The 15878-nt window shown below is 61.1% G+C and carries 15 protein-coding genes; 3 read left to right on the forward strand and 12 right to left on the reverse strand.

Translation table 11 applies throughout. The features are described 5' to 3' along the window. Nucleotides 1–46 precede the first annotated feature (46 nt). The 9 genes from BRA42_RS02470 to BRA42_RS02510 form a co-directional block, all read right to left on the reverse strand. Complete coding sequence (locus tag BRA42_RS02470; RefSeq protein ID WP_342770905.1) at nt 47–1783, reverse strand: ABC transporter ATP-binding protein; 1737 nt, start codon at nt 1781–1783, stop codon at nt 47–49. Next, nucleotides 1783–3597: an ABC transporter ATP-binding protein gene (locus BRA42_RS02475; protein WP_342770920.1), complete on the reverse strand. Its 1815-nt coding sequence runs from the start codon at nt 3595–3597 to the stop codon at nt 1783–1785. Before BRA42_RS02475 ends, BRA42_RS02470 begins: the two co-directional genes overlap by 1 nt. 193 nt (nt 3598–3790) lie before the next feature. Beyond that, a complete protein-coding gene (locus BRA42_RS02480) occupies nt 3791–4081 on the reverse strand; it encodes a winged helix-turn-helix transcriptional regulator (protein ID WP_292408768.1) in 291 nt (96 codons plus the stop codon). Further along, nucleotides 4078–4533, reverse strand: a complete 456-nt coding sequence (locus BRA42_RS02485; protein WP_342770906.1) for a hypothetical protein — start codon at nt 4531–4533, stop codon at nt 4078–4080. The genes BRA42_RS02480 and BRA42_RS02485 overlap by 4 nt, the downstream gene beginning before the upstream one ends. Before the next feature lie 3 nt (nt 4534–4536). Further along, nucleotides 4537–6531, reverse strand: a complete 1995-nt coding sequence (gene feoB, locus BRA42_RS02490; RefSeq protein ID WP_292408773.1) for a ferrous iron transport protein B — start codon at nt 6529–6531, stop codon at nt 4537–4539. Beyond that, a complete protein-coding gene (locus BRA42_RS02495) occupies nt 6528–6773 on the reverse strand; it encodes a FeoA family protein (RefSeq protein WP_292408775.1) in 246 nt (81 codons plus the stop codon). The genes feoB and BRA42_RS02495 overlap by 4 nt, the downstream gene beginning before the upstream one ends. Further along, nucleotides 6770–7042, reverse strand: coding sequence for a FeoA family protein (locus BRA42_RS02500; protein ID WP_292408779.1), 273 nt, complete (start codon nt 7040–7042; stop codon nt 6770–6772). The genes BRA42_RS02495 and BRA42_RS02500 overlap by 4 nt, the downstream gene beginning before the upstream one ends. A gap of 423 nt (nt 7043–7465) precedes the next feature. Next, a complete protein-coding gene (locus BRA42_RS02505; RefSeq protein ID WP_292408782.1) occupies nt 7466–8491 on the reverse strand; it encodes a FeoB small GTPase domain-containing protein in 1026 nt (341 codons plus the stop codon). Nucleotides 8492–8885: 394 nt separating this feature from the next. Then, a complete protein-coding gene (locus BRA42_RS02510) occupies nt 8886–9059 on the reverse strand; it encodes a hypothetical protein (protein ID WP_292408785.1) in 174 nt (57 codons plus the stop codon). Nucleotides 9060–9298: 239 nt separating this feature from the next. On the opposite strand from BRA42_RS02510, the gene BRA42_RS02515 reads away from it, so the two are divergent. Both BRA42_RS02515 and BRA42_RS02520 read left to right on the forward strand, forming a co-directional pair. Then, entirely contained in the window at nt 9299–10849 is a 1551-nt protein-coding gene (locus BRA42_RS02515; protein WP_292408788.1) for a class I adenylate-forming enzyme family protein, read from the forward strand. A gap of 74 nt (nt 10850–10923) precedes the next feature. Then, entirely contained in the window at nt 10924–11508 is a 585-nt protein-coding gene (locus tag BRA42_RS02520; RefSeq protein ID WP_292408791.1) for an RAD55 family ATPase, read from the forward strand. Between the two features lie 882 nt (nt 11509–12390). On the opposite strand, the gene BRA42_RS02525 is transcribed toward BRA42_RS02520, so the two are convergent. From BRA42_RS02525 to BRA42_RS02535, 3 genes are all read right to left on the reverse strand, one after another. After that, entirely contained in the window at nt 12391–13293 is a 903-nt protein-coding gene (locus tag BRA42_RS02525; protein WP_292408794.1) for a methionine synthase, read from the reverse strand. After that, nucleotides 13290–14579 (reverse strand): aspartate--tRNA(Asn) ligase, encoded by a 1290-nt coding sequence (gene aspS, locus BRA42_RS02530; protein WP_342770908.1) that lies wholly within the window; start codon nt 14577–14579, stop codon nt 13290–13292. The genes BRA42_RS02525 and aspS overlap by 4 nt, the downstream gene beginning before the upstream one ends. 97 nt (nt 14580–14676) lie before the next feature. After that, on the reverse strand, nt 14677–15219 hold the full coding sequence (locus tag BRA42_RS02535) for a pyruvoyl-dependent arginine decarboxylase (RefSeq protein WP_342771038.1): 543 nt from the start codon (nt 15217–15219) through the stop codon (nt 14677–14679). 416 nt (nt 15220–15635) lie between these two features. On the opposite strand from BRA42_RS02535, the gene BRA42_RS02540 reads away from it, so the two are divergent. Then, nucleotides 15636–15878, forward strand: a complete 243-nt coding sequence (locus BRA42_RS02540) for a sulfurtransferase TusA family protein (RefSeq protein ID WP_292408803.1) — start codon at nt 15636–15638, stop codon at nt 15876–15878.

Genomic DNA, 15878 nt, shown 5'->3' on the forward strand with positions numbered 1-15878 from the left:
TTCCCCGGCGATCTCCGCCGTCTCAGGTTTCCTTCCCGGCTCCGGCCTAGCCCGCAATGCTCCACCCCTGCGCCTCCTGCTGCAGCGTCCAGAGCCGGGAGTACAGGCCTCCCCGGGCCAGCAGGTCGTCGTGCTTCCCCTGCTCGACGACCCGTCCGCCATCCAGAACGATGATGTTGTCCGCCCTGCGGACGGTTTTGAGGCGGTGGGCGATCATCACGACCGTCCTGCCGGCGACCAGGGCCGAGATCGCCTTCTGCACATCGACCTCGTTCTCCGGGTCCAGGAACGCCGTCGCCTCGTCGAGCAGCACCACCGGAGCGTCCTTTAAGATGGCCCTGGCGATGGAGATCCGCTGTTTCTCGCCTCCGGAGAGCGTGGTGCCCCCTTCCCCGACCGGTGTATCGTAGCCGAGCGGCAACTTCATGATGAACTCATGGCAGCAGGCTTTCCGGGCGGCATCCTCCACCTCCGCCTGCGTCGCTCCCTCCCGGCCGAAGCGGATGTTGTTGCCGATGGTATCCTTGAAGAGGTAGACGTCCTGAAACACCATCGAGATCTTCGTAAGTAGCGCTTCGGGGTCCATCCCCCTGACATCTTCCCTGCCGAAGAGAACCCGGCCCGACTGGGGATCGTAGAACCGGGCGACGAGTTTGAGGACCGTGCTCTTTCCGCTCCCCGAAGGTCCGACCAGGGCGGTCAGCGACCCCTCCGGCATCCTCAGCGAGACGTCGTGGAGGACCGCACCGGACCCGTATCCGAACGTGACCGATGCAAACTCGATGTCGTGCTCCTCGGGAGGACGCCCACTCCCCTGCATGACGGGCTCCCGCTGAAGCGTCAGAATGCGTTCCCCCGCGAGGGCGTGATACCGGAACTCGGGGAAGCTGATCAGCGCCGTGGTCAGGGGGTCGAAGACACGTGCCCCGATGACCAGGAAGATGACGAACGTCAGAATGTCCAGCGTCCCCCCGAGGAGGAGGTAGACGCCGACGAGCACCAGCACCGTCAGCCCGGCCCGCACCGACGCCACCGCCAGCAAGAAGACCGGGCCGAGCAGCCCCTCAAGCCGGATGCTCTCCCGCATCAACTCCCTAAAAGCCTTCTCCAGGCGGACGAACCGGCTTCCCGAGAGGTTGTAAGCCTTGATCACCCGGATGCCGTTCAGGTACTCCTGCAGCCGGCTGGCTGCATTGATCTTGGCCCGGATGTGCCTGGAGCCCAGCGACCGCTGCACCCCGGACGAGGCGAGCACGATCAGGACGGCCACCGGCAGCGCAATGAACATGGCCGCGGCCATGCGCCAGTCCAGGAACGCCAGCCCGATCAGGGCAACGATGGGCAGGATCAGGGCCCCGAAGAGTTGAGGCAGGATATGAGAGAGCGAGTGCTCGATCTGGGTGAAGTCCCCCATGATCATGTTGGCCAGGTCGCCGGGGTCCCGGCGGGTAAGGTATCCGAGCGGCAGCCGCCTCAGGTGCTCGGCGAGGGCCGCCCTGCCGTCCGCCGCAACCGCGTAGGCCCCCCGGTAGGAGGCTCGATACGCTCCGACCTCCCCGAGGAAGATGACGACCATAAAGAGCAGCAGTGCGGCGTTGACCCACCAGAGGCCGGCGATGTTCATCGGGGCGCCCGGATGAATGAACGGCTCGAAGATCAGGCCGACAGCTACGATCACGAGGACGACGGGGACGATGTTGAGGAGATCGGAGAGCACCGTGAAGAAGACAGGTTTTACCAGCTTTCTGGGGTCTCCTGCCGTGATGTCGGTGAGAATGCCCATCAGGCGACACCTCCTTTCTCGATGACCCAGCTAGCCGCATCCGTGTACGCGTCCCACATCCTCCGGTACACGCCCCCTTCGCGGAGCAGTTCCTCATGCGTCCCCCGCTCCGCGATATGTCCTTCCTCCAGCACGAGGATCTGGTCGGCCCCCCGGATGGAAGAGAGCCGGTGGGCGATGACGATGACGGTCTTCTCCTTCACGAGTTCCCTGAGAGCCATCTGCATCTTATACTCGTTCTCGGGGTCGGCAAAGGCCGTCGCTTCGTCTAGGACCAGGATGGGAGCGCCCTTCAGGATCGCCCTCGCCACGGAGACGCGCTGCTCCTCCCCTCCGGAGAGGTAGACGCCTCCTTCCCCGATCAGCGTATCGTAGCCTTTCGGCAGCCGCTCGATGAAGTCGTGGCACTGGGCGGCTCTTGCCGCAGCATAGACCTCCTCCCGGCTTGCCCCCGGTTTTCCGACCCGGATGTTCTCGTACAGCGTATCAAAGAACAAAAACGTATCCTGAAACACAAAAGAAACCGTATCCATGAGGTCCTCCGTCCGCATCCGGCGCACGTCGACGCCTCCTATCCGGACCGCCCCTTCTCCCACATCCCAGAACCGCGGGATCAGGTTGGCGACCGTGGTCTTCCCGGACCCTGACGGTCCGACGAGGGCCGTTACCTTCCCCTGCTCTGCCGTGAAACTGATCCCGGAGAGCGCCTCGACCCGGGTGGACGCCCCCGGTGCGTCGTAGGAGAAGGATACCCCGTCGAACTCCACCGAGTAGGTCTCCGGCTTTCTGGGTTGCTCCGGCTCGGGAACCGTGGGTTCGGCGAAGACCGCATCGATACGGTCCACCCCTTCGGAGATATCCCGCAGGCTTGAGGAGAGGTAGAGGAACTTGTAGAGCGGAGCCGCCGTTCCAGGGCCCAGAATGACGAAGAAGAGCAGGACCAGGGCGAACGCCATGCCGGCCGGGTCCCGGCTCAGGAGAAGGACCCCCACCGGGAGGATGAAACTCAGGAGCGAGGCCAGTATGGTCTTAAAGAAGGCAAACCCGTTCTGGAAACTGTCCGAGAACCTGACACAGAAATCGCGGTAGCGGACCATATCGTCGTAGAAACGGCGGAACGAGTGCACCGTCTGCCCGAATACCTTGACCGCCGGCATCCCCCGGACGTACTGCACGGCGGACGCGTTGATCTCCTCCAGCGCGTCGTAGTAGAGCTTCACCCATTTCTTCGCGTCCTCTCCCACCCACATGGATGCCTGGATCCCGAACCCCAGAGCGATCGCGGTCAGGCAGACCAGAGCCATCCAGAAGTTCAGATAGATGAGGGCGGCAAACATCACCACCACAGTGGCGAGCGCATTGCACATGTCGGGGATCTGGTGGGCGACGAACTGCTCGATCTTCTCCACGTTCTGCTCAAGCGTCTTCTTCACCGCCCCGATCGAGGTCCTTGTCAGGTAGCCCAGGGGGAGCCTGCCGATGTGCTCGGTAAGCTGCACCCGGAGACCGTACAGGATGCGGAAAGCGGCGATGTGGGAAGCCATGCCTCCAAGATACATGGTGATCAGGCCGGCGACAAGGCCCCATAGGGCAATCCACCCCCAGCGAATCATGGCCGGGCCGTCGACGGAAGAAAGGTCTGCTGCATGACGCAAAAGCTCGGCAAGGATGTAATAGACCGAGACGTAAGGAACCAGCATGAAGACGGCGCTGAGCATGGAAAGGATGCCCGAACAGATCAGGAGCCCTTTCTTCTCCCCCGCAATCTCCAGCAGGCGCATGATTCCTGTTTTTTCTTTAAAAGCCTGTTTCATAGAGTTCACGCTCCGGTTTTTCCGGACCGTTTGTTTCAAAATATCCGTTTATCAAAGAATTTTCATAAAAACCGGGGGGAGGGTGTTCCATCCTCACAGACCCGAAAAAAGACCTCCCGTTGACGTTGCGACCCCGGGGAGGCCGGCCGGGAGATTCCGGCGGGCTTCCGCCCGCAGAGCCCCGGCCTTGGAATCAAAGATTTTCTATCTCCTTTTTTCCGCTAAGTCGCTTCCCTTTCTCCGTCAGGGTGTAGCCTACAACCCCGCCGCTCCCGGCCGCACCGCAGCAGGAGCACCCGGGACAATGGCAGGAAGAACCCTCCGTTTGTGCGGGTTCACTGCATCCTTCGCGCGTGATGAAACCGAGACGCTCCATCGCATGCAGCCTCTCGGTCAGGGTCTCCTGCGACATGTTCAACTCGCGTGCAAGCTCCGGGAGCGTGAATCCCCCCTCGGAGAACCGTTTCGCTATCGTGCGCATCATGCTGCTCGAATCCCCCTGAAGAGTTCCTTACCCCACGCAAGGAAGCCGAGAACTCCTATTACCGCCAGGTAGAGGATCGGCGTGATCGTGTCCACGACCGACCAGGGTTCGGCTCCTTCCTCGGGGAAGGCAGCTGCTTCGAGGGCTCCCGCCCCCATCGAGCAGAGGGCGACCAGTCCGAACCCGACCGAAAGAAGGATGCCGACGTATATGAAGGGCATCCCTTCCTCTGCACCGCCGGAGAGTTTTTTAGCCCCGGTCAGAAGAACGGCTCCGACCACAATCAGCACGAACTCGCTGAAGACATTCCCGGGAACGAGGAGGGCCGCCAGACCCGCCATCGGGACGCCGGAGACGGCCTCGAAGACGGCCTGGACAAATTGGAGCAGCCCGAAGACCACGTAGAGCAGTCCGAGCACTGCTCCAAAGAGAACTTTTATTCCATTACTCATTGTTTACGCACCCCCGATGATGAACGGGGCGAGATGTCCGACGACGAACGCCAGGACCCAGGCAACGACGATACCGTAAGCGACCACGAAGCCCGTCCACTTCCACGACCCGGTCTCCTTCTTGATGACGCCGAGCGCTGCGACGCACGGCATGTAGAGCAGCACGAAGACCATCAGGGCAAGGGCTGTCGCCGAGGAAAGGCCCGGGTCCACAAGGAGCGCCTCGGAGAGCGTCTCTTCCCCGGTCCCGTAGAGGACGCCGAGCGACCCGACGACGACTTCTTTCGCGAGGAACCCGAAGATCAGCGCGACTGCGACCTTCCAGTCGAACCCGAGCGGAGCCACCAGCGGCTCTATCAGGTGCCCGAGCATCCCTGCAAAACTCTCCGCACTCCCGTACTCGACGCCGTACGGGAAGGACGCCAGGGCCCAGACGACCATAGCGCCGAGAAGGATGATCGTTCCGGCTTTCCGGAGATACATCGATCCCCGGCCCCACATGTGTATGAGGCTCGTCATTGCCGTCGGAATCCGGTAGGGCGGCATCTCCATGACGAAGGGCGAAACCTCTCCCGGAAGAATGGTGCTCCTGAAGAGTTTTGCCGATGCGATGGCGACGACGATCCCGAGGACGTAGAGGAAGAACATCACCCCTCCCGCCTGGGCTCCGAAGAACGCACCGGCGAAGAGGACGTACACGGGTAACCGTGCGCTGCAGGACATGAACGGATTTACGAGAATCGTGAGCAGCCGGTCTTTCTCGCTCTCTATCGACCGCGTCGCCATGATCGCGGGGACGTTGCACCCGAACCCGATCAGCATCGGGATGAACGCTTTCCCGGGCAGCCCGATGGCGTATAATGGTCGATCCATGATGAACGCGGCACGCGCCAGGTAGCCCGAATCCTCAAGGAGCGCAAGGATCAGGAAGAGTATGAAGATGTTCGGCAGGAAGACGAGAACGGCGCCGACACCGCCGATGATACCGTCGCCGATGAGCGACCCGAGCCATGCGGGCTCGAGCGAGGTGACCGAGACCTCGGCAAGCCATGCAAAGAGCACCTCTATTGCGGTGGCAAAGGGGGCTGCGACCGTAAACGTCAGCTCGAACGCTCCCCACATCAGCGCAAGAAAGATAGGGATACCGAGATAGCGGTTGGTGACGACACGGTCGACCATGTCCGAAAACGTCGCACCCTTGATGTCGGTGCGGTGAACCTGCGGCAGGATGGCAGCGATCGCCTCGTAGCGCTTGTCCGCCATCACGGCCTCGTATTCATCGGAGTCAATGGAGGAGAGGATGCTCTGCACGCGGGCGGATGCCGGACCCTCCCTGACCCTCGCGAGGACGTTCTCATCGCCTTCGAGAAGTTTCACGGCGAGCCAGCGGAGAGGATAGCGCTTGGCAAGGCTCTTGTCGGCCGAAAGGGCATCCACAAGTGCTGCGATCTTCGCTTCAACGTCTCCGCCGTAGCCGATGGTATGTTCATGGTGCGGGGAGGTCTTTGCCTCCCGGATCGCGGCTTCGATGAGGTCGTCGAGCCCCTCGCCCCGGGTCCCGACCGTGCGCACGACCGGGACCTCAAGGAACTCCGAAAGCCTTGTCCGGTCGATGGTGTCGCCCTGCGCTTCGGCCATATCGGCCATGTTCAGGGCGATGACGACCGGAACCCCGAGTTCGGTGAGTTGTGTCGTCAGGTAGAGGTTCCGCTCCAGGTTCGTTGCGTCCACGACCTGGATGACAGCATCCGGTTTCTCATCGAGGAGGAAGTTCCTCGCGACGATCTCGTCTGCAGAATATGCGGTCAGACTGTAGGTGCCCGGAAGATCGACGACCTCTATCTCGTAGCCGTTGCGGCTGATCCGGCCGGTCTTCTTCTCCACCGTCACCCCGGGCCAGTTCCCGACGTGCTGTCGCGAGCCGGTGAGCTCGTTAAAGAGCGTTGTCTTTCCGACGTTGGGGTTGCCGGTGAGCGCAATCCTGATCTCCCTGGTCATGACTCCTCCGGTGTATTTTTGACAAGTACCTTCATCGCTACGCCCCGCGAGAGGGCGTAGCGGGCGTCGCCGACCGAGACGATGAGCGAGCCCCGATCCGCGCACTGGACCGTCACCCGGGTCTCGGGGCAGAAGCCCATCCCGGAGAGGCGGGACCGCATCCCTTTGCCTGCCCGTACCTCGGCTATCGTCGCCTCGGTTCCGGCGGAAAGGAAAGAAAGCGGACGGAGATCTCCCATCATTTCCCCCCTCCATCCAGGACGACTTCGATGAGACTTGCCTCGGCACGCCGCAGCGAGAGGCAGTATCCTTTCACCCGGTATTCTGTGGGGTCGCCGAGGGGAGCGGACCTGAGTACCTCCACTACCGCCCCCGGCACCATGCCCATGGCAAGCACGCGCTTTCGGAGCGCCCCGGAAGCACGGATGCCGACCACCTGGCATCGACCTTTCAGACCGACACAATCAAGCGTGGTTATCGCCGTGCGACCCGCTGAATCTGGTGTTACCATGGATAATTTTTCTTTTCTTTGGTCAATATAATCCGAAGCCGAAATTATTCCGGATCTTGCCGCAGGTGCCGAACTTTTTTCGGGTATCCTATGGAACCAAATATCGGCTGATGTTCGTTCCCCGTGGTGACGGAAGGAAAACGCGGTTATCAAAGAGAAACGGCGCGAATGACATCCGCGCCCCGGCGCCGCCGGCGGATAATTGCCGGGGAACATCGGAAAAACACCCCCTATTGCGTGCTTTGACCGATCAAAACGGCTCTTCTCCGTCGGTGTGCCCCTGGCAGGACCTGCACGCTTCCCGGAACTGGAGGACGATCTGCAATCGTCCCGGCGGAGCGGTTCTTCGGCAGTCTGCAAGGCTCTGCCGTACGAAGGGAGGATCGTTTGCTCTCCGCCCGGGATGTGGAAGATGGGCCCGGCCTACCCCTCAAACCCGTTCGCACCGATTAAGCCCGACACCGGACCTCTGTGGAGTTCCTTTATCCTCGCAAGCCTTTCTGCAAACTGTTTTCCTCTCTCCGTCAGGGCATACTCCACGATTCCATGCTTCTCGGTCTCGCTACAGCGGCCGGAACATCCGAAGCGTCGGGGGTGTTCATCGTCTACACCGTCGGCCGCGCCCGGAACGCCGGCATTGGCGCCGCGGGCCTGCAGTAAAACGGCTGCAACCCCCTCATAATGCCCCTCCGTCATTAAAACCTCGTAATCATCCTGATTGAGGGAAGAAAGGAGGATCTGTACACGGGCAAAGACCGGGCTCTCCCGGACCTCCGACGGGCTGTTATCGCCTCCCTCCAGAAGTTCGACCGCAAGCCGGCAGAGGGGATACCGTCCGGGGAGGGCCCCGGCGGTCGCGAGAGCATCGACCAGCGATGCAATTGTCGCCTCTTCCCCTTCGCCGTAGTCTTCGATTCGTCCGTGATGAGGCGAGGTCTCCACGCCTTCGCTCACCGCATCGAAACGGTCGTCGGGTTCGTCACCCTGTGTTCCGGCCATGCACGCGACCAGAGCATCAAGGAGCGTCGGGAGCCCCTCCCGGTTGATGGGGTCCTCCCACATTTCGGCCGTATCGGGCCTGTTCAGGACGATAACAACCGGGACCCCGCGTTCGGCAAGTTGTGTCGTCAGGTAGAGGCTTTGCTCCAGGTTCGCCGCGTCCACGACCTGGACGACGATGTCGGGCTTCTCGTCGAGGATGAAATCCCATGCGGCGATCTCGTCCGCAAAATATACAGTCAGGCTGTAGGTCCCGGGAAGATCGACGACCTCGATCCCGCAGCCGTTGCGGTCGACCCTGCCGGTCTTCACCTCCACGACCGCCCCGGATCGGTTCCCGACGTCGGGACTCCCGGACGCGCGAATGCCGACGCTGCCGTACCGGCTCCTCGGCCCGACATCATCGGGCAGGGCTGTCGCCGTGTGTTCCGCTGAATTTAATCGATTCATATGAGTCTCTTCTCTCATTTGGTCGATATATTCCCGGCCCGAAAGAGATCCGGATTTGATCGCGGAATAGGTATTTTCTTCGGACGGCGCGATGCCCGAAAAATGTCGGATACGGGCCCCGCACGGGTTCCGGAAGGTAATGGGGACCGATATTCGGAAAAAATGAGAAACAACTCTTAAACGGTCTTTCGGGAAGGAACGGGAGGATAAACTGCAGATCTCGTGTAGGGGAGTTTCTGCCAGCAGGGCAGGAATAGTCCTGCCCTGTTTCACCATGAGGAACTCTGTTGGACGTTGAGAGAAGGAGGGAGCGTCAACATTCTCAATGACTCCTGCCTCAAAAGCACGGGAGAGAAAGTTACGATCCATCTGTCCGAAGAGATTTTGAAGATGCTTACTCGATGATAACTCCTTCCTCCGTCTCATCGAGGAGATGGTGAAGATGTCCATCAAGCATCTTGATATGTGCATTGAGTTCTTCGAGATCTCGTCCCACGTGCTCCAGATCGGCATGCACGTGCTCCAGTTCTGCTCTCACATGAGTCGCAAGTTCTTGCGCCGCTGTCATCGGTTCACCTTTTCGTTTCCAGCTCTGTAAGGAGATGACTCCCTACAGTATACTGTTAACAAATACGGGAGTAATGAACCTCACTCGAAAAATCTTCGAATTTAATGTGATTTCCTAAAATATGGCCCGAAGGAGGACCCCGATTCAAGGAACCGGGAACTCTCTCCGACGCAACCTATTTACGGGTCCATGGACAAGTATATACATCGAAGTTCACCCTTGTATTATGGAGCCCACCAATGCCGAACTGTACCACATTCCTCGATGCAAATGCCTGCAACCCCGGGAAAATCGCTCTCGTTGTCCCCTCCCGGGGAGAATCCTATACCTATGCCGACCTTCGGGACCGCGTCGCCCGCGTCGGTTGCGGTCTTCGCGGCCTCGGGATCGGGCACGGGGAGCGGGTCTGCATCTACCTGGACAGTTCGGTGGAGTACCTCGTCGGTTACCTCGCCCTCTGGCGTATCGGCGCCGTTGCGGTCCCGACGAACCGGGTCTATCGGGAGAGCGAGGTTCTCTACGCCGTCCGCAATGCAGGGGCCGTCGCCGTCATCACCGACGTTGAAGGAGCCGCTCTCGTCGGCCGCATCCGGGACAGGGCGCCGACGCTCCGACATGTCGTTGCCGTCGGCGGAAAGACCGACGGCGCCACCCCGTGGACCGATCTCCTCCGTGCACCGGCGGACCTCCGTGCCGCCAACTGCCGGTTCGACGACCTCTGTCAGATCCAGTATACCTCCGGCACCACCGGCAAACCGAAAGGCGCCATGCTCACTCACGGGAACTGGATCGCGGCCATGGACGCCGAACGGGACGTTCTCCGGATCACCGACGACGACATCTTCCTCGGGATCTACCCAATGGGGCACGTCGGGGTGAGCTGGGGCATCGCCACCCTCAGGGCCGGCGGGACCTACGTCGTCATGGAGCGGTTCGATCTCGCCCGCTACCTTGACCTTGCCCGTGAGTATCGGGCCACGGTCGTCGCAAGCATGCCGCCGGTGATCCATTCTCTTCTCCAGACCCCGCCGGGGACCGAGACGGCGCTCGCCACCGCCCGGGTGCTGATCAGCGGCGGCGGCCCTCTGATGCCCGGCATCTGGAAACCCTTCCACGAACGGTTCGGGATTCCCATCGTCAACGCCTACGGCCTCTCCGAGACGATCGTCGTCGGGACGGGAACCGCCATCCGCCCCGAACACTACGCGACCGCAGATGAGTTTAAGAGCGTCGGCACGCCGGTCGGGTTCTCGGAGGTGAAGATCGTCGATGCGAACGACTCCGGCCGGGAGCTTCCGCTCGGCGAGGACGGCGAGATCGCCCTTCGGGGGCCCGCGGTGGCGCTCGGCTACTGGCAGATGCCGGAGGAGACCCGCGCTGCTTTCCTCCCCGACGGCTGGTTCCTGACCGGCGACATCGGCCACCAGGACAGGGGCGGAATGCTCTACATCACCGACCGGAAGAAGGACATGATCGTCATGTCTGGCTGGAAGATCTACCCGACCGAGGTCGAGGACGTGCTCGTTCAGCACCCGGGCGTTCGTGACGCGGCGGTCTTCGGGTGTCCCGACGAGCACCGGGGCGAGGTGCCGGTTGCCGTGGTGGTCCCCGCCGACGGGGAGAAGATCACCCCCGACGGGATCATCGCCTTCGCCCGCGAGCGCCTCGCCGGCTACAAGGTTCCCCGTCAGGTCATCCTTGCCGACGAGGTTCCCCGGGTGAACGGATGGAAACTCCTCCGGAAGCGCCTTCGGGAACTCTACTGCGACGCCGGGACGTCGGCGGCGTGAAGGATCGCACTTCGGGGGTGATTTAAGGAAAGACAGCGAATAGGTACCGCTAGAAACTTCACCGAGAGATAGACGTGGCAGACACTTCCAGACGTTCGACAGGAATCGCGGGCCTGGACCTTGCACTCGACGGGGGATTCGCTCCGGGCACCAGCATCGTCATCTCCGGATCACCTTTGAGCGGCCTTGAACTCCTGGCGCAGCAGTTCTGGGAATCCGGGAAGAGAACAGGCGCTTACCTGATGTATGATGCCGTGCCCGGGGAAGGTATGACCGACGCACGCGGCATGGACGCCGCGACGCTGGCCGGGGCCATGCGGGGAGAGAGGATCGTCGTGGACTCCCTCTCAACGCTGATCGCCGCCCGGGGAATCGACGCCGCCGTCGGGCTCGTCGTCGAAGATACCCGTGCACTCATCGAAGGGGGGGCAAACATCGTCTACCTCCTCTACACCGGTTTCCACGGCCCCTTTGAGGAAGCACGGATAATGCGCGCCGTCGATATCTTCATCTCCCTCAGGAGTCAGGTCAACGGCAACGAGTTCGAGCGGACGCTTGCCATCGAGAAACTCAAAGGTGCGGACGTGCCGCAACGAGTCATCCCCTATCACATCACCGCGAAGGGCCTTGAACTCTCGACGACGAGCAGGGTGGTTTAAGGCCGGAATACTCTTTTGCAGGAGGCACCTTCACGGTTCGGGGCGTCGCACTCCGGCTTATTCGGACGCCGAACTTTTGCACTTTCGAAGTTCAGGACCCGCGAGTGGATCATTTCACCTTACTTTGCAATCCTGGTATGCGGGATTGCTCTCTCACGCGAAAGATTGGGGTAGCAGTCAATAGTGGTCCGATTCCCAATTACCAATATGATAAATTGGGGAGCATCGTTCTTGGGTTCCGGGGCCACGCCCGGGCACAGATTCCTCATGACTGTCGCCACGCACTGCCCCCGCCCCAAAGGTACGAATGAGGAGGCCGGGCGGGGTGCGATGGTTCGCTAGAACCGGAGCTTGAGAAGACCGAAGATCTTCGAGTGGGGTCGTGAGGAGTGCCGTGCCGTGTGCGGGGAGATCCCCTAAAGGCGATAGCCGCCACGGTCCAGTGTACCGGGCTTCCCCGCAATCATGACCGTTTATCTTGCGGGGGTGAAGGGGGGTGAAGCGTGAAGACCCCACCCTTCAGGGTGAGGATGGCACGGCACAACCCAAAGGGTTGTGCCTGTCAGGAAGATGCGGAGCATCTTCCGTGAAGCGGAACGCCCTTCCTGTAATCAATTTCGATACGGTACATTCTTCTATCAATCCATCCAATAATGTTCTATCTGTGTTGCGAGAACCAAGCAACCTGATATCAGGCGCGGAACGCGCCGTTGAGCCTGTGGACCTGCCTCAATGGAGGAGGAATGAAGCAGGAAGCCGCGCCCAAAAGGCGCGGGGTAGTTCACTACATGGAAAAATCAGGAGGGTTTGAGCGCCATTCGGTAAGAAAAGCGACAACCCCCCTTCGCAGCCTCTTGTGAGACAGCATACCGGACTACCCGCTCAGTCCGTATACTCGGCCCGGACTAACCCCGTCGCAACAACCATATTCTTCAGTTTCCCGAACGCCGCGTCCCGTGTCTGCATCCGAAGGCCGCAGTCGGGGTCGATGAGCATTGCTTCCGGCGAAAAGACATCGATTCCGGTCTCGATCCGCTTGCGTATGGTCTCAACGCTCTCGACACCGGGGTCGGTCGAGTCCACGCACCCGTAGCCGATCATTCGGCCGCGCAAGTCCTTTTTTGAGATCACTTCCAGGTTTCCGGGGTTGTTTGCGAACTCAAAGTCGAAGACGGTGACGTTCGCCCGGAGGATGTCGTCGATGACTGTCCCGAGATTTCCGCAGACGTGGAGGCAGACGGGCACCCGGAGCCTGGCGGTGATCGCGTTCACCGCCTCGCGGCCGACGGCGATGTTTGCGGCACCCGTTGAGAAGATGGGCTCATCTACCTGGAGGAGCGTGATCCCGGCGTCCTGAAGGTAGCCCGCCTCGACGGCGAGCGCCTGCGCGAGGTCGAGGACCAGTTCGTCCCGGTTCCGGTAGAACGGCGTCTCGATCGAAAGACCGTGCGCGAGCGTGCTCGGGCCGGTGAGGATCCCCTTCACCTTCGGGTGCCGGGAGAGGGCGTACTTCGTATCGGCGAGCGTGATGGGCTGTCGGGCCGGCTGGACCTTCCCGATTACCGAAGACCCGCGGATGCCGGGGAGGTGGGAGGTGAAGGCACGAATCATGTCGCCCCGGACCTGACCGTCGGAGATGATATCGATCCCGGCGTCGATCTGGCCGGCGACCGCTACCTCCACCGCATGCTTGAGCGGGTCCATGAGGGCTAAAATCCCCGAGCCTTTCACCACCGGGTAACTCCCGACCACCGTGGTCGGGAGGCGCACGCTTGTCAGGGTCATGGGGTCAGTCTGTGCCGGTCGCGTGGAAAGAGCGCCGCTTCACGGATGTTTTGGAGATCGAGCATCGTCATCACCAGGCGCTCGATGCCGAGCCCCCATCCGGCGTGCGGGGGCATGCCGTAACGGAACGTGTTTAAGTAGAACTCAAAGCTCTCGGGAGAGAGGCCCTTTGCGCGGATACGTTCTACCAGGAGGTCGTACTGGTGGATACGCTGGGCGCCGGAGGAGAGTTCCATACGGGGGTGCATGAGGTCGAACGCCTTGCAGAACTCGGGTCTGTCCGGGTAAGGCATCGCGTAGTAGGGTCTGATGTCGGTGGGCCAGTCGACAATGAAGTAATGCGTTCCGACCGAATCTCCGATCGCCCGCTCGGCCGCCGGGGAGAGGTCGTCGCCGAAGGCGAGCTTCTCCTCGATGGTGCGGTTCGCGGTCTCGATCGCTTCCGCATAGGGTATCCGGGGGAACGGTTTCTCAGGAACCGTGAGGTCAACCCCGAGTTCCGCAAGTTGCTCGCCGCAGTTCTCTGCGACGTAGTCGTAGACGTGGACGATCAGGTCTTCGAGGAGTTCCATGGCATCGTTATGGTCCGCAAACGAGACCTCCACGTCAAGCGACGTGGCCTCGTTGAGGTGCCGGACGGTGTTATGCTCCTCGGCGCGAAAGATGGGGCCGAGCTCGAAGACCGCCTCGAACCCGGCGGCCATCATCATCTGTTTATAAAGCTGGGGGCTCTGGTTCAGGAATGCCTCCTTCTCAAAGTAGGCGATAGGGAAGAGTTCGGTGCCGCCCTCGGTGGCGGCGGCGACGATCTTCGGGGTTGTAATATTGATGCAGCCCCGGGAGGCGAGGAACGCGGTCGCGGCGCAGGTCACCGCCGAGCGGATGAAGAAGATGGCGCGGACACGCGGCTTCCTCGCGTCCAGGAACCGGGAGTCAAGCCGGGTGTCGAGTTCGGCCGGCACTTTCTCGGCGACGTCGAGCGGGAGCGGGCTCTCCGCGGGGCTGATGACCTCGAACTCCTCGGGGACGATCTCGCGCCCGCCGGGGGCCTTCTCGATTGCTTTGACCCTGCCCCGGACCCTGACCACGGACTCTCGCGAGACGTTCCGGGCTGCTTCAAGGATCTCCGCCGTGACCTTCTTCTTCGGGACGGTCACCTGGACGATGCCGGTCCGGTCGCGGATCAGGAAAAACGTAAGTCCTCCGAGATCGCGGACCTCGTGCACCCAGCCGATGACCTCGGCAGATTCAGTCTGTGGGGTTACGGCCCGTATTGGTAGACGCATATGAAAAACCTGGATATAGTGTGGGCCCCGGAAGGTATTTTGTCTTGCGCTCCCCCGCCGGGAGAACGCTTCGCGGAATACTCCGGGACTGAGATAATCAGAGGAAGACCGCGGCGGAGAGGACCGTCGTCCAGCGCCCGTTCATATCTCCTTTTGCCGACTGACAGGTGTGGGTTGTGTTGATAATCCGCCCGCTTGCCTTGTAGATCTGTTCGCGTTCCTGCCACGCTTTGTCGGGGTCGAACTCGATCCCGAGCGTTGTCGCAAGCATGGTTGCCGCAAGGTCTTCCGCGTATTCTCCCGAGACCTCTGCGGTCTCTCCGAAAGCGTGGTGCTCGGAGAGGTAGCCGTAGGCGTTGCTCTCTTTCGGCATCGCATGTCCGATGGCGGCGGAGATGAGCCTGCTTGGTTCGTTGGTCTCGTTCCGGGCCATGACGACGTAGACGATGGTCCCCGGAGAGAGGTGCTGCAGCCCCTCCTCCTTCGAGACCAGCCGGCAGTTCGGGGGGAAGATGCTTGAAACGTAGACGAGGTTGTACTTCTCGATGCCCGCCTGCCTGAGAGCCAGTTCAAATGACGCCAGTTTGTCTTTGTGGATGCCCACACCCTTTGTAAAGAAACACTTGGTCGGAACGAACATTGAAGATCTTCTTATCGCTAGAGATTTTTAATATTTTCGGTTATATCCGCCACGAATGGAAAATTACGCTCATTTTCGTCTCTTTTTGACATCAGTGCAGTAATATGCGGATAAACCCGGAAACTGCCGGGAAATACGACTTATCCGGGTATGCCCGGGGTGGCCGCAACCGCTCTCAATGCCGGTCGATCTCTCTCTGGAGACCGCTTGAACCGAAATCGTTACGGGAACCGCCCATATCGAAAAACATTCCTCAAGTCTGCCGGGGAACGGCATCTGCGTCTCTCCCGCGTTCCGGACGCACCCGGAGGAACGCTTATAAGTGATGGTGCTGCATCCGGTGCAGCCGGGGTTGTCGCTGACGCGTCGCGGCACCCGGGATTCTCTCATGCTCTCCCGCAACGGAAGGTAAGGATATGGGACCGGAGAATAAACCCACGGCGGTCGTGGACGCTATCGGGCTCTACTGCCCCATGCCGATCATGATGACCCGGGAAGCAATCGAGAACCTCGACGTCGGGGAGACGCTCCAGGTCGAGGCGGATGACCCTGCCGCGGAAGAGGATATCCGGCGCTGGGCAGGCCGCGTAGGGCACAAGATCGTGAAGTTCGAGAAGAATGACAGGGTCATGAGGTTCTGCATCAGGAAGATGAAGTAG

This window comes from Methanoculleus sp. UBA374 (assembly GCA_002508705.1).
GTDB lineage: Archaea > Halobacteriota > Methanomicrobia > Methanomicrobiales > Methanoculleaceae > Methanoculleus > Methanoculleus palmolei.